Genomic DNA, 22,274 nt, shown 5'->3' with positions numbered 1-22,274 from the left:
TTAAACTTAGTGTACCTAAATATGTAAAGTTTTGTATCAGCATTCAACATTTCTGCTATTAGCCCAGATGGTTCCAATTAACCAAAATCCCTAGCAGGGATTGAAACTATTTTTTGAAGTAAATATAAGAGGCGTCCTCTTCTTCAACCATGATAGGGCAAAACTCTTTACAAGAAAATCAAGGCGATAAAGGTAAACTAGCAGATAAAACTGTTACCTGCTGACGCGATGAGCTTCTGCATCAATCCTCACTGTCTAAACCCACAAAATAGAGATGATGAACTATTTTGTATTAGTTGCGGCTCAGAACTACTACTACAAGGCCGTTATCGGGTTGTGCGTCAGCTTGGGGGCGGTGGGTTTGCGGTAACTTTTGAGGCTATAGAAGTCCGAACGAACACATCCAAAGTTCTCAAAGTCTTAACTAACAATCATCAAAAAGCAATCGAACTGTTCCAGCAAGAAGCAGAAGTCTTAAGCAAGCTTAATCATCCAGGTATCCCCAAAGTTGAGCGTGATGCTTACTTTGTTTATTTTCCCAGAAACAGCCAAAACCCAATCCATTGTTTTGTAATGGAAAAAATTGTGGGTATGGATTTGCAGAAATATATGGAAAATCGGGAAATGCGACCGATTGACCAAAATTTAGCTATTGCATGGCTGAGGGAATTAGTGACTATTCTCGAACAGGTACACAATCAAAACTTTTTTCATAGAGATATCAAGCCGCCTAATATCATGTTAAGGGCTAGTTCTGGCGAACTAGCATTGATTGACTTTGGCACAGCACGGGAACTTACACAAACTTATTATTTTGCACAGGCTCAAGGTCAGGTAACAGGAATTATTTCCGCAGGTTACACGCCAACAGAACAAATGAACGGTAAAGCTGTCCTCCAGTCAGATTTTTTTGCATTGGGACGCACATTTGTATATCTGCTTGCAGGCAAGCAACCTACTGACCCAACAGTTTATAATTCTTACACCAATGAAATGGGCTGGCGGATTTACGCTCCTCATATTTCACCTTTGTTGGCAAATTTAATTGACCAGATGATGGCGCAGTTACCCAGTCAGCGACCAGCGAATACTCAAGAGATTTTGCAACGTTTAACAGAGATAGAGCAAAGTTTACAACCGCCTCCGCTACTTCCTCTACCACCAAAATGGCCAAGGCGGCGTTTAATTCAGATGCTTGGCTTTGGTGGTATTGGTTTAGCTGTACCAGTGCTGTCATATACATTTCTTTTCAAGGATAAATCTACTCTAACTGTCTCCAGTACTGGGTCTGGTGATTATCAAACTATTAGTGAAGCAATTAAAAATGCCCAACCAGGTACCCGCATTCTCGTAAAACCAGGTTTTTACCAAGAAGGTTTAATTATCAACAAGCCGCTGAAGATTATTGGCGACGGACCTGTAGCTAGCATTATCATCGAGAGTACAAACTCAAATTGTATTCTCATGCAAACAGACCAAGCTGAAGTTAGAGGTTTAACTCTGCGTGGTTTTGCAGGACAGAAGAACAACAAATTCTTTGCTGTAGACATTCCTCAAGGCCAGATAGTATTGGCAGATTGCGATATTACTTCCGATTCACTTTCTTGTGTCAGTGTTCAAGGTGCTACAGCCAACCCAATTATTCAACAATGCAAAATCCACGATAGCGAACAAGCTGGAATCTTTTTCCAAAATAACAGTCGGGGAACAGTCGAAGATTGCGATATCTTTGGTAATGGTTTATCAGGCATAGCAATCAAAGAAAATAGCAACCCCATTATCCAACGCTGTAAGCTCCACGATGGTAAACAAGGCGGCGTTCTTGTCTATGAAACCGCACAGGGAACAGTGGAAGATTGCGAGATTTTTGGTAATGCTTTATCTGGGGTAGAAATTAGAACAAATGGCAACCCTATAATTCGGCGGTGTAAAATCAATCAGAATAAAGGACGTGCCCTTTATGTACACGATAACGGTTTGGGTACGGTGGAAAACTGCGATTTAAGCGGCAACATTCTCGGTGCTTTTAGTATTGATACTAGTTCTAAGGTGCTGCGCAGTGGGAACACAGAATAAATTGTGCTTGCAATATTAGGATACGCGATCGCCTAATTTCGGTAGAATTCTAAAGCGATCGCTATTTCTCTAACTACCATCATGAGCAACATTCTCCAAGTCGGACAACTAGCCCCTGATTTCTCTGTTCCTGACCAACATGAAAGTCCTGTCAGCCTAGGCGATTTTAGCGGTCAATGGGTTATCCTTTATTTCTACCCCAAAGATGACACACCTGGTTGTACTACTGAAGCTAAAGATTTTACTGAGTTAAATCAAGACTTCAGCTCACTGGGAGCGAAAATCTTAGGCGTGAGTCTAGATTCCGGTAAATCCCATTGTAAATTTATTAGCAAACATAACTTAACAATCACGCTCTTAAGTGACCCAGAACATGAGTTAGCCGAAACTTATGGTATTTGGCAATTAAAGAAGTTTATGGGTAAGGAATATATGGGTGTTGTTCGTTCTACTTTCCTAATCGATCCTGAGGGAAAAATTGCTTATACTTGGTCAAATGTAAAAGTTAAAGATCATGCGCAACAAGTCTTAACTAAATTACAAGAATTGGCAGCTATATCAAGTTCATCAGCCTAGAATGAAGAAGAGGTTGCAATTTCAATAACCTATGGTTCAAATTATCCAAGGGCAAAATGTTACTCTCGCTTATCTAAAGGAAAACTTTGCTCTTAATAAATCTGAAGATGAGCAATTTTTTATAGAGTGGTTTGACAATTTACCCACGATAACTGAATTAGAAAAACAATATTTAGATAGAGTTAAAGCTAACTATGTCAGCTTACTGGAAAATGCTCCTCTTTTAGAAGATGCAGTGAAATTAGTAGTATTGTCTCCTTTACTAGATTTAGCTGGTTTTTATCATTACCCTTTTTCCATTGCTACAGAAGAAAATATAGAAATCAGTGAAGATGTCATTATAGGTAATGCAGACAAGACAGCAGAGGAAAAAGAAATTATTAAAGGTAAAATTGATGTACTGGTTATCCAAAATAAGTTGTGGTTACTGGTAGTTGAATCTAAAAGGTCTGCTTTTTCCTTGGCTAAAGCAATTCCTCAAGCCCTTACTTATATGCTAGCTGCTCCTAACCCTGATGAGCCTGTATATTCATTAGTGCTAAATGGAGAAGATTTTCAATTTATAAAACTCAGCAATAAAAATCAGCCAATGTATGCATTATCAGATAGATTCACCTTATATAGGAGCGAAAATGAATTATATATTGTCTTGAATATATTAAAAAAAATAGGACAAGTTTTGAGTTAATTATAGGAATCATATTTGATTTCTAAAAAAATCTAAGTATCTGTAGGAGAGCCAGTGACGGGTACGCAGGGGTCTACCCAAGTGGAGCAACTGGTGGTGGGCATTGCCCACCCTACGTATCTACGTATCATTTCAAAAATCAAATCGGATTGCTATATGTCTGTTTGCTCTAGCTCTTATTAACTATGGTTGAAGTTATCCAAGCGCAAAATGTCGGTCTTGCTTATTTAGAAGATAGATTTGCTTTGCAACAGTCTGAAAGTGAAGATTTTTTTCCAGAGTGGTTTGACCATCTACCAGAAATCACAGACATAGAAAAGCAATATCTAGACCGAGTTAAACTTCATTTTTTGCGTTTAGTTAAACGTCATCCTTTATTGGAAGAAGCGGTCAAAATGGTGGTATTATCTCCCTTACTCAGTTTAGCTGGATTTTATGACGAACCTTTCTTTATTAAAAGTGAGGAATCAATAGAAATTGCTATTGAGGATGAAGGAGAAGTAATTAGAGGTAGAATTGATGTTTTAGTAATCCAAGAACAACTGTGGTTGTTAGTTGTTAAATCAAAAAGAGCTAGTTTTTCACTTTTAGAAGCCATACCCCAAGCGCTGGCTTATATGCTGGCTAATCCTCACCCAGAAAAACCTGTGTTTGGATGTGTAACTAATGGAGAAGATTTCCAATTTATCAAGCTAATCAAGCAAGATAAATCTGAGTATGCTTTATCTGATAAATTCACTTTATCCAAACGCGATAACGAACTATATAAAATTATCCGAGTATTAAAAAAATTAAGTCAAGCTTTAAGTTAATTATGTCTATTCGCCCTATCTACCTAGATTGCCACGCTACGACCCCCGTCGATGAACGAGTATTAGCAGCAATGCTACCTTATTTCACCGAAAAGTTTGGCAATCCATCGAGTATTAGTCATGTTTACGGTTGGGAAGCAGAAGCAGCTGTTAAACAAACACGGGAAATTTTAGCAGCAGCAATCAACGCAACACCAGAAGAGATTGTTTTTACTAGTGGTGCTACAGAAGCTAATAATTTAGCGATTAAAGGTGTAGCAGAAGCATATTTTCAAAAAGGGCAGCATATTATTACAGTTGCTACGGAACATAAGGCGGTTCTTGACCCTTACGCGTATTTAAAAACTCTGGGTTTTGAAATTACGGTTCTCCCAGTCCAAAAAGATGGATTAATTGATTTAACTGAGTTAGAAAAAGCTTTGCGTCCTGAGACAATTTTGGTATCGGTGATGGCTGCAAATAACGAAATTGGGGTGTTGCAGCCTTTAACAGAAATTGGGGAAATGTGCCGCGATCGCAATATCATTTTCCACACCGATGCCGCCCAAGCTATTGGTAAAATTCCTTTAGATGTGCAAGCACAAAAAATTGACTTAATGTCACTTACTGCACATAAGGTATACGGACCCAAAGGCATCGGTGCTTTATATGTTCGCAGACGCAATCCCAGAGTCCAGTTAGCCCCCCAGCAGCATGGCGGTGGACATGAACGGGGAATGCGTTCTGGGACTTTGTATACACCGCAAATCGTCGGGTTTGGTAAAGCTGTGGAAATTGCTTTAGCAGAACAGGCGACAGAAAACCAACGCCTCACAGAACTCAAGCAAAAACTTTGGGATCAGCTTTCACCAATAGAAGGAGTTCATCTCAACGGACATCCTATCCAGCGGCTAGCGGGAAACCTGAATATCAGTGTAGAGGGGGTAGATGGGGCCGCACTTGGCTTGGGATTACAGTCAGTGATGGCGATTTCTTCTGGTTCTGCTTGTACGTCGGCAAACACAGCACCTTCCCATGTTCTCACTGCCTTGGGACATTCACAACAGCTAGCGTATGCGTCAGTCCGGTTTGGCATTGGACGCTTCAATACCCCAGAGGAGATTGATATTGTAGCAAAACACGCGATCGCCACAATTCAAAGTTTACGCAAGCAGACCACCCTGGTGTGAACAGGCAGGGGGACAAGGGAGATGAGGGAGTGTGGGAATTTTCTTCCCCATCTCCTCATCTTCCCTCTCTGCCCCATCTCTCTTACATGCCCTATGCCCATTTTTCAATAAGGATCTGAACTAATCCTTCCCCGCTTGACACTCCTGAGATAATAACCCCTTGTGGGAATATTTTTCAGGTCGAAGCTATCACCCCTGCGAATTCGCCAAATTTTGTAGTCGGAAAATGTCAAAGGAGTGCGGGGTTTGCATACCTCTGGCGGATGATCTCCGAGTACAAAATATGCCGCACCTCTTCCGATTACCTTTGCCATACCATATTTATCCACAACTACCGAAGTTTCTTCGCTAATGGCTATCCCTAAAGCACTTTGAGATTTGCCATCTTGAATTTGACGGGCAATGAAAGCCATAATTCGACCCATTCTTTTACGCCTGTCTAAGTGGGTGTCTACAATGGTTCCCTTGAGATACTTCCATTTGAAAAAGTTGTAAGTGAAGGTAATGTCCTTGTAAGGATCTTCGAGTGCATCTCTAGTTTCAATCCCTACTTCAGAAGAAGCGCAAGCATCGTAGATAAATTCACTTTGGATCATTGCACCCGCGCTAGTACCACCAATGCCACCACCTCTGGCGTAAACTGAGTTGACAGCAGCCTCTAGCTTAGTATTCTTCCACTTGCGGATATATTGGCATTGGTCACCGCCAGCAAAGAAAATTACATCAGCATTTCGGACTTTAGCAACAATCTCTTCTTTGTTGGCATCCTGCTGATTACTAATAATCAAGGTTTCTACCGATTTGACGCCTTTCATCGCATTAATGATCCGATTGTAATCATGATTCCCGTATGTACGGATGACTACAACATTGACTTTAGTGGCGCAGTCAGTACAACCCCTCACCTCGTTGATCATCCACTGGATAGCGTTCTCTACATCAGGTCCGCCTCCACCCAAGCTAAGAACAGGGCCAGCCAAGGAAGGTAAAGAAGGTGAGGATGGTAAAGGCGATAAAGGAGAATGGACATCCTCGGTAATGTCCTGAAAGTAACTTCTCAAGTTTGCTGTAATATGGGTTATGAAGGAGGTTCCCATCTTCAGCAACATGGTTCCTACATTCTTCAACCACTTTGCTATATTTGGAAAGGCCTTGGTCATGCTAACCTTCTGGTGCAAACTGCAATTATTGCTTACTCTCTCACCAGAAGGGGTGTAATTCCCAGCGTACAAGGCTTGTACTGTTTTTTCACGCCGAAAATGCAGAGTAATCTTTTATTCTCTGCTGGATTTTAAGTTGATTGTGTAATTTAAAACCAGTTGGCTTGCGATCGCTCTTGCACAACTCGCTGATATACTGCCTCTGTTTGTTGAGCTAATTTTGGCCATCTGAAGCGGCGCTCTAAATCCTCATAAGCATTATCAATCAGCCATTGCCGATAACCTGGATTTTTCAACACCTCTAAAATTCCCCAAGCAATCGAATCGGGACTGTTCACCCAGGTAACAATGCCTGTTTTGGTGTGTTGCACTACTTCTGGAAAACCACCAGTGTCAGATACTACTACGGGAACACGAGAAGCAAAGCTTTCTAAAGCAACAATACCAAAGGGTTCGTAAAGGCTGGGGAAAACGGCACAGTCGGCTACTGTCTGAAATTTATCTAAGTATTCATCAGAGAGAAAGCCTGTAAAATAGCATTTATGCCAAATTCCTAAATCCCAAGCCTGACGCTTGAGATGGTCGGTATTGCCACCACCAACAATCACAAATTTGACATTACCATCCATTTCACTAAGTACCTTGGGAGCAGCATTGAGTAATAAAGGTACACCCTTTTCATAAGTCATGCGCCCAACATAATAAACAATTTTTTCATGGTCTTCAGCAAATTGGCGACGAAAAGCTGGAGCATGAAAATCTTCATGGTGCTGTTTCTTTTCTGGCCGAATACCATTAAAGATCACATCAATTTTGTCCCAAGGGCTGTGTAGCGCTCGTTCTACTTCCCGGCGCATGTATTCGCTACAAACGATAACTCGCCAAGCATTAAAAGCTAACAAGTTTTCTTTACCACTGATATAGCGTTGGGTATCAGTATGAATGCCGTTATAGCGCCCGTATTCGGTAGCGTGAATTGTCGCAATTAAAGGTACTTTAAAGTTATGCTTTAAAGCGATCGCTGCATCACCTACTAACCAATCATGAGCATGGATTAAATCAAATGGGCCTTCTTCCAGCATCAACTTCCCACCATGATGCCCCATGCTGTCATTCAAGTTTACTATCCAATGAAAAAAGTCTCTACTAGCAGCTACTGGCACTCGATGTACATGAACTCCCTCTACTAATTCGTACATTGATGCGTGACCATGTTCCACAGTAATCAAGTGGATTTCATGTCCTAGCTTTACCAGTTCTGGGTATAACTCCCCCACATGACGAGCTATACCGCCAACTATTCTTGGTGGAAACTCCCAACTCAATACCAGTATCTTCATTTACTAGACTCCCCAATGTTTTACAAATATTAAATAGCTAAAAACTATATTTATCTAAAGGTACAAGTGTGACAATTACAGTGAGTACATATACTAAAAATGTCAAATTTCTTAACATTTTTTTCGCCATTACTCCCAAAATGTAAAAATTAGCAAAGCCAAATTTTCATAGTTAGATAAATCTAGATTCAATGACTTGTCATAATACAGCAAGTCCACACAAATGCCCAAAATATAAATCTCTACAGATATAGTCAGCAAATTCTGATAAATTTTAGGAAAGTTAATATCAAGCTAGCCTTTATATTGCTTTATTGTTAGCAGGTTTTAATTGGTGATAGTAAAGAAACTTTGGTAATAAAAAATCAATAATATTAATTAAAAAACTGATTTCAATTGCAAGCAGAGGAGACAAGGCAATACCATTCGTTTCCCAAAAGTCCACATCCTCAACGGTGCGGCTATACGAACAAAGCCTGGGTTGTCAGGCTTTGTTGATATAACTACAGGCTTTAGTTTGAGGACTATTCCAAGCGAATTGCGCTCACAGCAACGCACTGGCTCCTCTTGACCCTTAACTTGGCACTACTAGAATTAGCTTTGATCCAGGCGCAGTACTGCCATAAACGCTTCCTGGGGAACATCCACCGTACCGACAGATTTCATCCGCTTTTTACCTTTTGCTTGCTTTTGCAAAAGTTTCTTCTTCCGGCTGATGTCACCACCGTAGCACTTAGCTAATACGTCTTTACGCAAAGCGGGAATGTGTTCACTGGCGATGACTTTACTGCCGATACTCGCCTGAATTGGCACTTTAAATTGATGGCGGGGAATGAGTTCTTTGAGCTTTTCTGCCATTGAGCGCCCGACGTTGTAAGCTTTATCTCGATGCACAATCATCGCCAAAGAATCCACCGGATCGCCATTAATCATGATATCCAGCTTCACCAAAGGATTCTCGCGGTAACCAATCAGGTGATATTCCATGCTGGCATAACCACGCGATCGCGATTTCATCTGGTCAAAAAAGTCAGTAACGACTTCTGCCAAAGGCAGCTCGTATGTTAGCGTGGTTCGTCCTTGGGTAAGATATTTCATATCCTTGAAAATACCCCGGCGGTTTTGGGACAATTCCATCAAAGTGCCGACGTAAGTTTCAGGTGTAATCATTTCTACCTTAACGTAAGGCTCCTCAATTTTTTCGCGCTCGTTAGGAGAGGGTAAATGGCTAGGATTATCTATGTACAGTTCCTCGCCCTTCACAGTCGTCACCCTATAAACTACTGAAGGAGCTGTAATAATTAAATCTAAGTTGTATTCCCTTTCTAAGCGTTCTTGGACAATTTCCATGTGCAACAAACCCAAGAACCCACAACGGAAACCAAATCCCATTGCGCTAGAAGTTTCGGGTTCGTAGTGTAGCGCCGCATCATTGAGTCTGAGCTTTTCTAGGGCTTCCCGCAAGTCTTCAAATTGGTCAGCATCAATGGGGAACATCCCACAAAAGACCATTGGGTTTGCTTCTGTGTAACCAGGTAAAGCGTCTGGGGCTTTGGCGTTGGCAAGAGTAATTGTATCTCCTACCCGCGCGTCGGCTACAGCTTTAATTGCGGCTGCCAAATAACCTACTTCCCCAGCGTGCAGTTCGTCAACTTGCTTTTGAGTAGGAGAAAGAACGCCTAACTCGTCAATTTCATATTCTTTTTCCGATGCCATTAAATAAATGCGATCGCCTTTTTTCAGGCTACCATCCATTACCCGGAAGTAAACAATTACTCCTCGGTAGCTGTCGTAGTAGCTATCAAAAATCAATGCCCGTAAGCGCTGATCTACAGTATTGGGGGCTGGCGGTATGCGCTCGACAATTGCTTCTAAAATCTCATCAATGCCAATACCCTCTTTGGCTGAGGCTAAAATTGCACCGCTGCAATCTAAACCGATAATTTCTTCAATTTCACCAATAACTCTATCTGGATCTGCTCCTGGCAAATCGATTTTATTCAACACTGGAATAATTTCCAGGTTATGTTCCAAAGCCAAATAGACATTAGCCAAAGTTTGTGCTTCTACGCCTTGGGAAGCATCTACCACTAACAGCGCTCCTTCGCAAGCAGCAAGAGAGCGTGACACTTCATAAGAAAAATCCACGTGCCCTGGCGTATCAATTAAGTTCAGCACATACTGCTGACCATCTTTAGCTTTGTAGTTCATTCGGGCAGCTTGCAGCTTAATGGTAATGCCGCGCTCCCGTTCCAGATCCATATTATCGAGAAACTGTTCCTTCATCTGCCGATCTTCAACAGTACCAGTGGCTTGGAGTAAGCGATCGGCAAGGGTGGATTTCCCGTGGTCTATGTGAGCAATAATACAAAAATTGCGAATGCGAACTGCGGGAACGTCAGTCATATACTATCTTTGCTGAAAAAGCAACCAAGGTTAAAAGAGCAAATTACTTAATGTATTTTAATGCTTTCTTCGCCAACGACGCTGCTTGCTTCCATCAAAGGAAGATGGAGCCGTCACCAGCAAGAGAAACCTTGATTATATGAGGAATTGAGGCAGATTGGGGACTTGCCTATTTTCAAGATAACCATTCACGAAAATCTAATTTCTTGGCTCTAAGCGAAGCTATGCCTTACTCCTAGGGGAAAGCAAGCTACGCACAACGTCTCCCTTAGAAAAAGGCTTGACGCTCCGAAGATTGCAACCGCCTAGGTCGAGAAACTCTATTCGCCTCGCCGCATTTCTTTCCCAATCCCCAAGACCCTATGTTCAATTTCCCAGGTAGGAGGTAAAAGATTAATATTTCATCAATTCGTTGTGTCCGCTTTAAATCTCGTAGTACCAAATTTCTTCTTCTCGCAGCACAATACGATGCAGCGAGAGACGATCAATCAAGCCCTCCTGCTCAAATTGCCCCAGAACACGAGTGATTGTCACGCGAGTTGAACCTAATATTTCGGCGAGGTCTTCATGAGTTAGACGCATATCTATTAAACGTCCTTTCTCAACTTCTGAACCGAATTTTTGGGATAACCATGATAATAATTTAATTAGCATGGTGTCTACCTTTTTATAGCTACGAATCACCATCAATTCTTCAGCCTGTTGAATGTGAGTAAGTAAAGTTTGTGTAGGTTGCTCCCATTCATCTAAAGGTAATATTTTTGCCTCCACTTTAGTTAAGCACTCTATCTGATAGGGTTCTAACCTAGATAAACTTTTACCAACGATATCTCCTGGTCCCCACAATCCCAAAGCTACAGTCGTGCCATCTTCTAAATATGTAAAAGTCCGAACAAAGCCTGTTTCAATTTTCCAAAGAAGACTTTGATGTTCTGGTAAGAATGACTTGCGGGTAAAAATCTGCTTAGTATTTTTACTTGCTTGATTGGTAACAGCCGGGTATAAAGCCATCACTTTGTATAATACTATTTGTCGATAAACTAATCGTAGTATACCTGTATCGGTTCCAAGAGTGTATGGGTATTGCGCCCAACAACGTTTCCTCACAATTTGCTTCTTCAGTTTGGAGTGGGTGCAATTGTGCGGCTTGGGCGATCGCCTCATAAAAATCTCAATGCACGTCGACTGTTAAGAGGTTATATCCTGAGCGATCGAGGTTATTGGTGACGGGTGGGAACGTTAGGCTGATGCACCATCTTTAGGAAAGTTAGTCTCACTTTTAATTAATTCAAAAAATTGCGAAATCTGTTTAGTTGAGCGAATGTGATAAACACTTTTGATGCCTTGAGCCTGCTTGATATACTCACGATATTTTGGGGTCAAATATTTGTGGCATAACCAAAGCACGCGGTAGCTACTAAGCGAACTCTTGAATATTGGACTGTTTTCCGGCCAGCCTTGTGGCGGTTGAAAGTAACCAGTAATTAGCCGTTTAGTTACCCACCACAAATGCATATATAGCGGTAGATCGACAAAAATCAGACTATCCGCCTCGTCCAGTCGTGGCCAGAGGGTTTCTATGCAACCAAAGCCGTCAATAATCCATCGATCACTAGCTAAAATTCGCTGATGGGCGCGCTTATAGTCTTCATGTGCAACCTCAGCACCCCCTGGTTGATATTGAATCTTGTCTAAAACGTGAAGTGGCAAACCAGTGATTTGCGATAATCTCTTGCTGAGAGTTGATTTACCTCCTCCAGCATTGCCAAACACCGCTACTTTTTTCATCGCCACTCTCCTTTTAGTGCCACCTCGTAGACTAGATTGAGTTATGAAAACCGGCAACCCCTGTCCTTTGAATGCCTAACAAACGGTTACACGGGTGAGGGCGATCGCTGGCTTCGTTTATATTGTATCTGCCGCCTGTAAAGCTAGCTGTGGCGAACTGCAACTATCTGTATTGAAATATCTCTCTGATTTCCTGTTCTCTTCCTACGTAACCAAGTACAACTTTGCATTAATTCGTAGCTTTGTTAAACGCAGAGGGACGCGGAGTCAGCGCGGAGGGGCGCAGAGTAATTATTAAGAACTTTTAAACTTTTAGATTTAGTCAGCTAAATAAGTGGCACAGATAAAGCCACAATATACTTTAAGGAATATTTGATGAAAGTATATACTTATACGGCTGCGGCTTATGTTACCCGATCGCCCGCTAAAAATTGAAGTTAGGTTGCCATCTTCACATCCTCAACTATTAGAAGGGCTGGATCTATGGTTGCGTTTGGGTTTGATATCGGATGCCCAAGTTAGGCAGATTTGCCAAGAGTTTCTTGTGTGTTCGGTGGTATTGCAACCTCAGGTAGCTAGAGTAACTTCTGATCCCGTGAAACAATTACCTGTAGAGATGTTGCAGGGAACGTCTCTACAATCTCGTAACCGCAAACCACCAGCAGAGCCAGCAAAACCCAACTTTATAGCCACAATGTTACAGTCGCTGGGAGCGGAATTGAGTGTCCGCTGGCTGCTGTTTTTAGGGGTATTTCTGGTAGTGGTATCCTCGGGGGTACTAGCTGCAAGCCAGTGGGAGAAGTTTCCGGCATCTGGGCAGTATGGGGTTTTATTTGCTTATACCTTAAGTTTTTGGGGTTTTAGCTTTTGGGCAGCTAGACAAAGCAACCTGAGATTAACAGCGCAAACATTGCTGCTTGTGACTTTGTTGTTAGTGCCAGTAAACTTTTGGGCAATAGATAGCTTTAGGTTGTGGCAAAATCCTTTGGATTGGATAACAGTTGCGATCGCAGCTCCTGCTCTGACAGCTATGACTGTTTTACTCTCCAATAATCGGCTATTTTTTACTAATTTACGCACTGACAAATTACTGCTGCTAAATATTCTCGGGCTATCTTTCTTACACTGGGGTTGGAAATTACCAGGCTTTCCCTTAATTGCCGTGTATTTGGCAATGATTGGCACAACCATCATCACTATTTATCACAATCGCTATCAACGGCAGAAAACCTCAGATATTTCGCCAAGTGAAAGCAGTAGCCGGATTGGTGTAGGCATTAGCTTACCTGCCGCCGTGATTATTTATGCGCTACTGGTGCTATTAGTACGGGCAATTTTTATTGTCAAAGTAGATGTAACCCAGCTAGGGTTAGCGATTGGTATTTGTGGCTGGTTGATGACTTGGTTAGCACAGCGAGAGATGAGGGAAGCAGAAGCGGGGACTGGGGGACGCAGCGACACGGAGAATTCTGTCCCCGCGTCACCCCGTCTCCCCATCTCCTTGTCCTTCCGCATCTGGGAAAGGTTTGGCACTGTTCTACTATTCCTGGGTTGGTTAGTTGCAGTTAGAGATTATCCTTGGCAAGCCATAGCCGTGAGTGGGTTGAGTTTGCAGTTTGTAGGTAGTCGGTTGCAGAGGTATAGTTTACAGACTGACTTAGCAGCAGTTTTTGCGATTGGCTTACAGACAATTTGGCTGAGTTGGCGGTTAGTACCTGTGAGTGTACAGGAAGGAGCGATCGCTCTTGGTACTCAACTTACTAAGTCTCAAAATGAACCTTGGGCGTTGCTGAGTATAGCTTTATTTCCCTACATCATTTTCATGGTGGCGCTGACAGATTATTTTTATCGTGCCCATAAGCGAGAATTGGGGAAATTTGGCGATTCGTTAACGCTGATGCTGGGAAGTGTTTTAACAACGATCGCATTAGTAAATCCGGCATTGCGATCGCTAAATTTGTTATTTTCCACAATCACGCTTGTTGTCGTCACCAAACGCCGCTTTGACAGACAAGAGCAAAGACTAAGCGAATCTTCTCCCTTAATATACCTAACTCACATCATGGGAGTACTGACACTTTGCTCAATCATCAATTGGCTATTCCCAAGTTTGGGTAAACAAGTCTGGGCAAGCATTTTGTTAGTTCTGATGGTGGCAGAGTGGGGATATAGCCTTGGTAATGGAATATGGCGACGTAGTGCATGGCATATTGGTTTAGCACTAGCCTTTGTCAGTTTCGTTCTGTTTGGGGCAAATGCCGAATCATCCTGGTATGGCGTTGTTCGCAGCCAGCATCATTGGGGAATCATTTGGTTAATTACACCTTTGACACTTACAGGTATTGCCAGTCGCACAACTACACAGCGTCGTATCATCAGTAGTAGCTTGAGTGTTGTGGCTTTAGGACTTGCCCAATTATTAACATTACAGCTACCAGGAACCAGATTAATCGGTTTGGCTGTGGCTACAGCTGTGATGTTTGCAAATACGCGCTATTTGCGATACCAGATATCAGCTGCAATTACAGTTGGATTTGGTTTAAGTTTCATTGGCGTGCTGCTGTGGCAAGGTATACCAGGATTACCACATCTAGCCCCAGCAGGTTGGTTTATTGTTGGTGCGATCGCAACTTTAAGTTTATGGTTAGGGCGTACAGCTTTGATCCGCCAAGGTAACGAACTAGCAACGATTTATGCAGCCGCCAGTGACTATTGGGCGATCGCCTTATGTTGCGTTGAATTGTTCCTACTGACAGTGCATTCCCTAGTTGTTTATCAGGGAATTACATCTCCCGGATGGTTGTATTTCACTGCCATTGCCATAACTTTAGTAGCCATCACCTATCGCAGTTGGCGCGAACCCACCAATTGGGCATTTTATGGCATCGGTTGGTGCATGGAATTGTTGATTGCCGAATTACTAGGGTTTTGGGGACGTTCAGTTGTGAACATGGCGATCGCAAATATTGCCTTGGGCTTGAGCGCCCAAATTTTGGGAGAATGGTGGCGACGCCGCTATCAAACAGAAAGACTCAAGAGTAGCCTGCACATTCTGCCACTCATTTATGCTGCTTTGAGTGTAGTACTACGCTTGCAGACTTTTAACGACTGGACAGGTTTATGTTCCTTGGGCGTAGCTTTAATTGTAATTGGTGTAGGACGACGCCAGGAAAGCTTAAAACCCTTGCTGTACTTGGGAATAATTGGTGTATCGATTTCTGCCTATGAACTGTTGTTCTACCAAATGTCACAAGCTAAAGGCGGTGCATATGGCGATGGATTAATTGCGATGGCTGCCCTTGGTGCTAGCATCATGTACGCCTATCGCCTTTTATCGCCTTTGCTGTCAGATTACTTAAATCTAACTCCCCAACAATTGCAAAGCATCGCCCATCTTCACTGGGCTTGGAGTAGTTTTTTATTACTCGCTGCTATTAGCGCCCCCATCCAAGTGAATCGCTTATTAGGATTGGGTACAGGAATTGTTTTGATTCAGTATGCGATTTTTCAAGGAAGAGGTGTATCTGCTTCTTCCCGTATTCTCGGCAGCATTACAATAGCAGAAATGTGGATTTACCTCGGTTTATTAGAGGTAGCGGCTATTAGAATTTATTGGCGCGAGACAATAGTAGGACATCTTTTAACAGGCCCATTAATTCCTTGGAATGGTGCGATCGCCTGTGTGGTTGCTTATTTTCTCTACATCTTACCTTGGGAGAATTGGGGCTGGCCGAAAAGACCTTGGCAATGGGCAGCATACATTGTGCCATTGATCATTTTAGGTGAAACCAGACTGCAAGTTTATCCAATTACTTTAGTGATCGCCGCTTGTTTTTATATTTTCTTAGCCAAAATTGGCGATAATATTCGGTTTACATATATCAGCCTAGCCTTGATTGATTGGGCATTATTTCGCTGGTTCTTTGACTTACATTTAACTGATGCTTTGTGGTACGTCACAGTAATTGGTTTATCGCTTCTATATATTGCCCAAATAGATCCCCTGCTGAGGCTACCAGAATATAAAGCTGCTCGTCACAGCTTACGAATGCTTGGCAGTGGACTAATTTGTGGATGGGCAATTATTTTTAATCAAGATACACCTTTGCTACCAGGAATTTTTAGCCTGATTGCCATTTTTGCCGGATTAGCTTTGCGGATACGAGCATTTCTCTACATTGGCACAGCCGCCTTTTTAATTACAAGCATTTACCAACTAGTAATTTTTAGCTTACGTTATCCTTTCTTAAAATGGGTCGTCGGCTTGCTAGTTGGGATAGTCTTAATTTCCATTGCTGCTAACTTTGAAACTCGGCGGGCGCAAATTAGTTCTTTATTGCGAAATACTAATGATGAATTTCATCAATGGGAATAATGGGAATTCATTCGTAATTTGTAATTCAACGTCAGTTCGGGTTAAGGAGGTTTATTAAACATTAAATGCCTGAAACAGCGTAAGCAAGTTGACAGATCCTAGAATCAAGCAACGGAGTAATGAGGGTTTCAGGTTATCCCGAACTCAGGTTACCTAAACAAAAATATTTACAGTCATTGTGTAATTAATTTTGTGTAACTACTTATCAAAACTTACAGCGATCGCAACTTTACAAATACTCAATCCAGCCCCGCATTTCATCAGGACTGAGTGCTTCGTAAATCAAAACCAAACTACGAATGATTTCGCCTAGCGAACGGGAATTTTTATGGCAAAAAGCAACTCCCCAATGCTCAGTACTATAACTTGCTAACTTCAAAAAATCTGTGTCATGTGTGACAATGACTCGCCCCTGGTTACAAGCAAATGCTAACTGAACCTCATCTGATTGTCCAAGTAGTCCCATCTCACGAGTTGTCGCCACATCAATTCCCTGACGACGCAAAGCCAACGCCACATCCGGATCCACATTTTCATCTAAATGAAATTTTATGCGGTCACTCACCGCGTGACTCCTTTAGCTTTGCTTGCAACCGGGATGGGTAATTACTCTGCAATGCATCAGCAAATGCTTCATCATCTTGAATACTCTGCTCAATCTCATCTCGATGATCGTAGTAATATGCCATTGCTGCATACACTGAAGCTAGAGAAAGATGATATTTCCCAGCAATTAAATCTAGAGACTGTCCCATGCGTAAATAGAGTGTAGCAATATCGCCAACCGTCATCCGAGTGCCTGCAATTCGCGGCTTCCCGCTTCTAACTCCTGGTGTAATTTCAATATGTTGATTAAGTGTGACTTCCATAAATTACATTTTGAATAAACATTAATAATTCTATTTTCCCTGAATAGTCTGAATGCGATCGCACTCTGCTCAAATTCCCTTAAAATTTGATGAATTTGCGATGATAAGTAGGTGGGCGCGAAAATTTATAACTACGTCATTACGAATGGAGAGAAGCGGAGTGAAGCAATCGCAAGGGTTTTGAGAGATTTACATTCTGTTACATAGTTAGGTTTATTCATGCCTACCTACTTATATCAGAAGTCAGAAAATGACGTTATTTGAGAAGTGCGTTCGTCGAAGACGTTGCCGTTCGCGGTAGCGTCTCTGAAAGAGAAGGCATCGCCTGATTTATTTACCGTATTTGCGATCGCCTTCACCGTAGGTCGGGTTAAGCCAGAGAAACCGGTCATTATAATACCTCAAAACGACTTTGAAGCCTTTCAACACGACTCTGAAGACAATCAAAACGACTTTGAAGACTCTCAACACGATACCAATTTGAAATTATGAAAAGTGCAATCGCTTTTTTGGGTGTTGCGGGTAGTGAAAAGTGCGATCGCTTTTGTAGATGTAACCAGAGTTTTAGGAGTAGATAATCGGGTCGAGGCTATTGAGGTAGCTGGCTCGATTTTCTTTGAGCAAAATACCTACTTCGTAACCAAAACTTTTTCCTGAAAGGGCAATGATGGCTACCTCATCAGTTTCACTGAAAACTTTACCAACTATGGTGTCTGTCGAGAAAGGCAGAATCCCAGTCGTATCTACTGCCCAGCGTTTATTGTTAGAAAAAGTAACGGTAGGATAATCGATGTCAACAATTACCCACTCATCTTCCAAGACGTAGTAGTCAATGTTGTTGATCGCAAATTTTTGCCCAATCTTTAACCAAGTCATCTACTTGTAATTGTTGATCTAGCTTGAGGGAATAGTAGCAGTAAATAGTTTGTGCTAGTTTTCCCAAAATTTGGCGATTGGTAATTAGTGATACTCTATCGAAGAAAAAGCAGAGGAGCAGGGGAAGAAGGAGGATTAGTTGACTTTGGACTCTTGGCTCTTGACCAATGTCCAATGACTTGCATCAAGACAAGCATTGGTGAAAAAATTGATCCGCGAGTAGCTTCGCGGTTGGCAAGGGACGAAAGAGGAAATTAGTGAAAGTTTTAGTTGTCGGAAATGGGGGGCGCGAACACGCTCTGGCGTGGAAACTGCTGCAATCTAAGCAAATTGAGCAAGTTGTTTGTGTACCGGGAAACGGGGGTACGGCAAGCATGGCAGGTTGCCAAAATTTCCCTCTAGCAGTAGATGACTTTGAGGGTATTGGCAAGTATTGTCATGAAAATGGGATAACTCTGGTGGTAGTTGGGCCAGAAGTGCCCTTAGCAAAAGGAATTACAGACTGCCTCAACTCCCAAGGATTAATGGTGTTTGGCCCTGTGAGAGCCGGAGCGCAAATTGAGGCGAGTAAAGCTTGGGCTAAAGCTTTAATGCAAGAAGCGGGTATTCCCACAGCTAAAGCCGCAGTGTTTACAGAAGCCGCAGCAGCCAAATCTTACGTCAAAGCGCAAGGAGTACCCATTGTTGTCAAAGCTGACGGATTGGCGGCTGGTAAGGGCGTGACGGTGGCTGAAACAGTAGAACAAGCCCATAGTGCCATTGATGCGATTTTTCAAGGACAGTTTGGTAGCGCTGGCGAATTTGTCGTTATTGAAGAATGTTTGATTGGGCAAGAAGTTTCGGTGTTAGCTCTAACAGACGGGTTAACAATTCGACCTTTACTGCCAGCCCAGGATCATAAGCGGATTGGTGAGGGCGATACAGGAGAGAATACTGGTGGGATGGGAGCCTATGCACCAGCGCCCATTGCTACACCAGAGTTAATGGCACGCGTTCAACAAGAAGTTTTAGAAAGAGCGATCGCCACTTTAAGATCTAAGGGGATTGATTACCGAGGTGTACTTTATGCCGGGTTAATGATTGCACCCAATGGCGACTTTAAGGTTTTAGAATTTAACTGTCGCTTTGGCGATCCCGAAACGCAAGTGATTCTGCCGCTATTGGAAACACCTTTAGAAGAGTTAATTTTAGCCTGCGTACAACAGCGTTTAGGAGAAATGCCCGCGATCGCTTGGAAACAAGGAGCAGCTGCTACTGTCGTCGCTGCGGCTGGGGGTTATCCAGGAGCGTATGAAAAAGGGCAGGTGATTACTGGAACTGAGCAAGCAACAACTGCGGGAGTAACTGTATTTCATGCAGGCACAAAGTTGAACCAGCAACAAGAAGTAGTAACTGATGGCGGTCGAGTATTAAACGTTACTGGAATAGGTGAGGATTTTGCGCAGGCGATCGCTCAGGCATACGCTGGTCTCCAATCTATTCACTTTCCGGGAATGTATTACCGTAGAGATATCGGTCATAGAGTCAAAGGGAGCCAGTCACGTGCGGAGGTTCCCTCCGTTGAGTGAACTGGCGTTCAATAGCCATTTGTCATTTGTCATTGGTCATTAGATTTTGGACTTTCGACTCTAGACTCTTGAGTGACTTCTTCACCTATTAGTCAAATTAACTGTTAATTTTTTAGTTGTTGGGGTTTATAAGAAAACTACTAACAACTTTTATTTAAGATGCTGGCTCTTTTGAAAACAATCCGAGAAACGATCGCTAATTGGTGGTCCGATTTCACCCTCCAGACCAAGCTGTTAGCTGTTGCCACATTGGTGGTTTCTTTAGTCATGAGCGGTTTGACGTTCTGGGCGGTGAATACGATTCAGCAGGATGCGCGGATGAATGACACCCGCTTTGGTCGTGACCTTGGACTGCTGCTGGCTGCCAATGTTACCCCGCTAATTGCTGACCACAATCTCACTGAAGTTGCCCAATTTTCCCAACGCTTCTACAGCAGCACTTCTAGTGTGCGTTATATGCTTTACGCTGATGAAACAGGGAAAATCTTTTTTGGAATTCCGTTTTGGGAAGCGGAGGTAAAAAACTCCTTAACCATTGAACGGCGAATCCAACTGCCAGAAGATTACGCTAGTGATAGCGATAAGCCGATGGTGCGGCAACACATGACTCCAGATGGGTCTGTCACTGATGTGTTTGTTCCCCTCATGGCTGACAACAAATACTTGGGTGTCTTGGCGATTGGGATTAACCCTAACCAAACTGCTGTCATCTCCACCAATTTCACCCGCGATGTCACTATTGCAGTTTTTATTACAATTTGGGTAATGGTAATTTTGGCTGGGGTGATTAATGCTCTCACCATTACCAAGCCGATTAAAGAACTATTAGTAGGTGTTAAACAAATCGCCGCCGGGAATTTTAAGCAGCGAATTGACTTACCTCTAGGAGGTGAACTAGGAGAGTTAATTCTCAGCTTTAATGATATGGCAGAGCGTCTAGAAAGTTATGAAGAACAAAATATTGAGGAACTAACAGCAGAAAAAGCCAAGCTAGAAACTCTAGTTTCGACAATTGCCGACGGTGCTGTGCTGATTGACAATAATATGCAGGTGATTTTAGTCAACCCTACAGCACGGCGGATTTTTGCCTGGGAAACTGATGATGTTGTCGGCTGCAATGTTCTGCATCACTTGCCTCCGGCAGTGCAAATGGAAGTTAGCCGTACCTTGTATGAAATGGCAGCAGGCGAATGTGAAAGTGCCGAGTTTCGTATTGCTTTAAATCAACCGACCAAACGTACTATCCGCATTCTCCTAACTACAGTTCTGAATTTACAACGGGAGAGTATTAAAGGCATTGCCATCACAGTCCAAGATATAACCCGTGAAGTAGAACTCAACGAAGCTAAAAGCCAATTTATCAGCAACGTTTCTCACGAACTGCGAACGCCTTTATTTAATATCAAATCTTTTATCGAAACTTTGCACGACTACGGCGAAGACTTGAGTGTAGAACAGCGGCAAGATTTTCTACAAACCGTCAATTATGAAACCGATCGCCTGACACGCTTAGTTAACGATGTATTAGATTTATCCAAACTAGAATCTGGTCGCAATTATAATTTTGATGGTGTAGATTTAGGGCAAGCGATCGAGCAAACGCTGCGTACTTACCAACTAAATGCTAAGGATAAAGGCATTGAATTAATTCAAGAAGTTACCTCTCCTTTACCCTTAGTATTGGGTAATTATGATTTGTTGCTGCAAGTATTAGCTAATTTGGTTGGTAATGCCCTCAAATTCACTTCATCTGGTGGTAAAGTAGCCATCCGCGCCTATCAATTAGATCCCAAGCCAAACAACTCTCACAAGCAATCGCCTCAGGTACGAGTAGAAATCTCCGATACTGGTATTGGCATTGCTACAGAAGACCAACAAGCGATTTTTGATCGCTTCTTCCGTGTAGAAAATCGCGTTCATACCTTAGAAGGTACAGGTTTGGGTCTATCAATTGTGCGGAACATCATGGAAAGACATCACTGTAAAGTTCATCTGGTAAGTGAAGTTGGAATTGGCACTACTTTTTGGTTCGACTTAACTGTGTTTGAGTGAAATTGTTTAAAAAAAACCACAGATGCACACAGATAAACACAGATATTTATCGGTGTTCATCGGTGTTTATCTGTGGTTAGATTTCCAAAATATGAATTCTAAATCATATGATTTCCGGCAGATTACCCTTAATACGTCATTGCGAGTGGAACGAAGCAATCGCAGAGTCCTTGTGATTGCTTCACTTAGTACCCTTCTCCTGCCGGAGACGCTACGCGAACGGGAAGACTTCGCCTACGCAATGACGGTTATTAAACGGAGATGATATCATTCGTAAGAAATATGTATTTGCAAAAAATATCTTTTTATCACCAGTTCCAATAATGTTTGGGACACATAAATTATTCGTAAAGTCACAAAGTTGTTCGTGGAAACAGTCTTTTTGAGTTGGCTTTCATCTACCAACATCATTCGCAAGAAGGATATTAGGCTTGATGCCAAATTGTTCAATTACTCGAAACCAATAACATCCGCATTTCAATTGCTTGCGATATGGTGGGTAACAATTTAACTATTGTG

General features: G+C 42.3%; 17 protein-coding genes. 9 read left to right on the top strand and 8 right to left on the bottom strand.

Annotated features, from left to right (window positions below):
• Positions 1-228 precede the first annotated feature (228 nt).
• From BV375_RS14930 to BV375_RS14910, 5 genes are all read left to right on the top strand, one after another.
• A complete protein-coding gene (locus BV375_RS14930; RefSeq protein WP_086761764.1) occupies positions 229-2,076 on the top strand; it encodes a pectinesterase family protein in 1,848 nt (615 codons plus the stop codon).
• A gap of 81 nt (positions 2,077-2,157) precedes the next feature.
• Positions 2,158-2,652, top strand: a complete 495-nt coding sequence (bcp, locus tag BV375_RS14925) for a thioredoxin-dependent thiol peroxidase (protein WP_086761762.1) — start codon at positions 2,158-2,160, stop codon at positions 2,650-2,652.
• A 31-nt stretch (positions 2,653-2,683) separates the two neighbouring features.
• Positions 2,684-3,340, top strand: a complete 657-nt coding sequence (locus BV375_RS14920; protein ID WP_086761760.1) for a restriction endonuclease subunit R — start codon at positions 2,684-2,686, stop codon at positions 3,338-3,340.
• A 185-nt stretch (positions 3,341-3,525) separates the two neighbouring features.
• The gene (locus BV375_RS14915) at positions 3,526-4,152 is read left to right on the top strand and encodes a restriction endonuclease subunit R (RefSeq protein ID WP_086761758.1); all 627 of its coding nucleotides are present in this window, start codon (positions 3,526-3,528) and stop codon (positions 4,150-4,152) included.
• 2 nt (positions 4,153-4,154) lie between these two features.
• The gene (locus tag BV375_RS14910) at positions 4,155-5,321 is read left to right on the top strand and encodes an aminotransferase class V-fold PLP-dependent enzyme (RefSeq protein WP_086761756.1); all 1,167 of its coding nucleotides are present in this window, start codon (positions 4,155-4,157) and stop codon (positions 5,319-5,321) included.
• Between the two features lie 104 nt (positions 5,322-5,425).
• Here the strand turns inward: BV375_RS14910 and BV375_RS14905 are convergent, their stop codons facing one another.
• The 4 genes from BV375_RS14905 to BV375_RS14890 all read right to left on the bottom strand — a co-directional run bounded on the left by BV375_RS14905 (position 5,426) and on the right by BV375_RS14890 (position 11,238).
• Positions 5,426-6,481 (bottom strand): Type 1 glutamine amidotransferase-like domain-containing protein, encoded by a 1,056-nt coding sequence (locus BV375_RS14905; protein WP_166507451.1) that lies wholly within the window; start codon positions 6,479-6,481, stop codon positions 5,426-5,428.
• A gap of 149 nt (positions 6,482-6,630) precedes the next feature.
• A complete protein-coding gene (locus BV375_RS14900; RefSeq protein WP_086687239.1) occupies positions 6,631-7,821 on the bottom strand; it encodes a glycosyltransferase family 4 protein in 1,191 nt (396 codons plus the stop codon).
• Between the two features lie 594 nt (positions 7,822-8,415).
• Positions 8,416-10,227, bottom strand: a complete 1,812-nt coding sequence (gene lepA, locus BV375_RS14895; protein WP_086761754.1) for a translation elongation factor 4 — start codon at positions 10,225-10,227, stop codon at positions 8,416-8,418.
• Between the two features lie 423 nt (positions 10,228-10,650).
• Positions 10,651-11,238 (bottom strand): Crp/Fnr family transcriptional regulator, encoded by a 588-nt coding sequence (locus BV375_RS14890; protein WP_086761752.1) that lies wholly within the window; start codon positions 11,236-11,238, stop codon positions 10,651-10,653.
• 72 nt (positions 11,239-11,310) lie between these two features.
• On the opposite strand from BV375_RS14890, the gene BV375_RS37615 reads away from it, so the two are divergent.
• Positions 11,311-11,454, top strand: coding sequence for a hypothetical protein (locus tag BV375_RS37615; RefSeq protein ID WP_208099125.1), 144 nt, complete (start codon positions 11,311-11,313; stop codon positions 11,452-11,454).
• 12 nt (positions 11,455-11,466) lie between these two features.
• On the opposite strand, the gene BV375_RS14885 is transcribed toward BV375_RS37615, so the two are convergent.
• Positions 11,467-12,015, bottom strand: a complete 549-nt coding sequence (locus BV375_RS14885; protein WP_086761750.1) for an adenylate kinase — start codon at positions 12,013-12,015, stop codon at positions 11,467-11,469.
• A gap of 406 nt (positions 12,016-12,421) precedes the next feature.
• On the opposite strand from BV375_RS14885, the gene BV375_RS14880 reads away from it, so the two are divergent.
• A complete protein-coding gene (locus BV375_RS14880; protein WP_086761748.1) occupies positions 12,422-16,390 on the top strand; it encodes a DUF2157 domain-containing protein in 3,969 nt (1,322 codons plus the stop codon).
• A gap of 229 nt (positions 16,391-16,619) precedes the next feature.
• Here the strand turns inward: BV375_RS14880 and BV375_RS14875 are convergent, their stop codons facing one another.
• The 3 genes from BV375_RS14875 to BV375_RS14860 all read right to left on the bottom strand — a co-directional run bounded on the left by BV375_RS14875 (position 16,620) and on the right by BV375_RS14860 (position 18,135).
• Positions 16,620-16,955: a DUF5615 family PIN-like protein gene (locus tag BV375_RS14875; protein WP_086761746.1), complete on the bottom strand. Its 336-nt coding sequence runs from the start codon at positions 16,953-16,955 to the stop codon at positions 16,620-16,622.
• Entirely contained in the window at positions 16,948-17,259 is a 312-nt protein-coding gene (locus BV375_RS14870; RefSeq protein WP_086761744.1) for a DUF433 domain-containing protein, read from the bottom strand. The genes BV375_RS14875 and BV375_RS14870 overlap by 8 nt, the downstream gene beginning before the upstream one ends.
• 564 nt (positions 17,260-17,823) lie before the next feature.
• Positions 17,824-18,135 (bottom strand): hypothetical protein, encoded by a 312-nt coding sequence (locus BV375_RS14860; protein ID WP_086761740.1) that lies wholly within the window; start codon positions 18,133-18,135, stop codon positions 17,824-17,826.
• A 257-nt stretch (positions 18,136-18,392) separates the two neighbouring features.
• Between BV375_RS14860 and purD the strand changes: the two genes are divergently transcribed.
• Both purD and nblS read left to right on the top strand, forming a co-directional pair.
• Complete coding sequence (gene purD, locus BV375_RS14855; RefSeq protein ID WP_086761738.1) at positions 18,393-19,703, top strand: phosphoribosylamine--glycine ligase; 1,311 nt, start codon at positions 18,393-18,395, stop codon at positions 19,701-19,703.
• A 159-nt stretch (positions 19,704-19,862) separates the two neighbouring features.
• Complete coding sequence (nblS, locus tag BV375_RS14850) at positions 19,863-21,755, top strand: two-component system sensor histidine kinase NblS (RefSeq protein ID WP_086761736.1); 1,893 nt, start codon at positions 19,863-19,865, stop codon at positions 21,753-21,755.
• Positions 21,756-22,274: the final 519 nt, after the last annotated feature.

Origin of the sequence: Nostoc sp. 106C, from assembly GCF_002154725.1 — a bacterium.
Classification (GTDB): Bacteria; Cyanobacteriota; Cyanobacteriia; order Cyanobacteriales; family Nostocaceae; genus Aulosira.
Note: the sequence above shows the minus strand (reverse complement) of the source record. Positions and strands in the feature narration are given on the sequence as shown.

Coding starts and splice junctions, on each gene's coding strand:
- BV375_RS14930 (WP_086761764.1), top strand. CDS start 229: ATGAGCTTCTGCATCAATCCTCACTGTCTAAACCCACAAAATAGAGAT.
- bcp (WP_086761762.1), top strand. CDS start 2,158: ATGAGCAACATTCTCCAAGTCGGACAACTAGCCCCTGATTTCTCTGTT.
- BV375_RS14920 (WP_086761760.1), top strand. CDS start 2,684: ATGGTTCAAATTATCCAAGGGCAAAATGTTACTCTCGCTTATCTAAAG.
- BV375_RS14915 (WP_086761758.1), top strand. CDS start 3,526: ATGGTTGAAGTTATCCAAGCGCAAAATGTCGGTCTTGCTTATTTAGAA.
- BV375_RS14910 (WP_086761756.1), top strand. CDS start 4,155: ATGTCTATTCGCCCTATCTACCTAGATTGCCACGCTACGACCCCCGTC.
- BV375_RS14905 (WP_166507451.1), bottom strand. CDS start 6,481: ATGACCAAGGCCTTTCCAAATATAGCAAAGTGGTTGAAGAATGTAGGA.
- BV375_RS14900 (WP_086687239.1), bottom strand. CDS start 7,821: ATGAAGATACTGGTATTGAGTTGGGAGTTTCCACCAAGAATAGTTGGC.
- lepA (WP_086761754.1), bottom strand. CDS start 10,227: ATGACTGACGTTCCCGCAGTTCGCATTCGCAATTTTTGTATTATTGCT.
- BV375_RS14890 (WP_086761752.1), bottom strand. CDS start 11,238: ATGGCTTTATACCCGGCTGTTACCAATCAAGCAAGTAAAAATACTAAG.
- BV375_RS14885 (WP_086761750.1), bottom strand. CDS start 12,015: ATGAAAAAAGTAGCGGTGTTTGGCAATGCTGGAGGAGGTAAATCAACT.
- BV375_RS14880 (WP_086761748.1), top strand. CDS start 12,422: ATGTTACCCGATCGCCCGCTAAAAATTGAAGTTAGGTTGCCATCTTCA.
- BV375_RS14870 (WP_086761744.1), bottom strand. CDS start 17,259: ATGGAAGTCACACTTAATCAACATATTGAAATTACACCAGGAGTTAGA.
- BV375_RS14860 (WP_086761740.1), bottom strand. CDS start 18,135: ATGACTTGGTTAAAGATTGGGCAAAAATTTGCGATCAACAACATTGAC.
- nblS (WP_086761736.1), top strand. CDS start 19,863: ATGCTGGCTCTTTTGAAAACAATCCGAGAAACGATCGCTAATTGGTGG.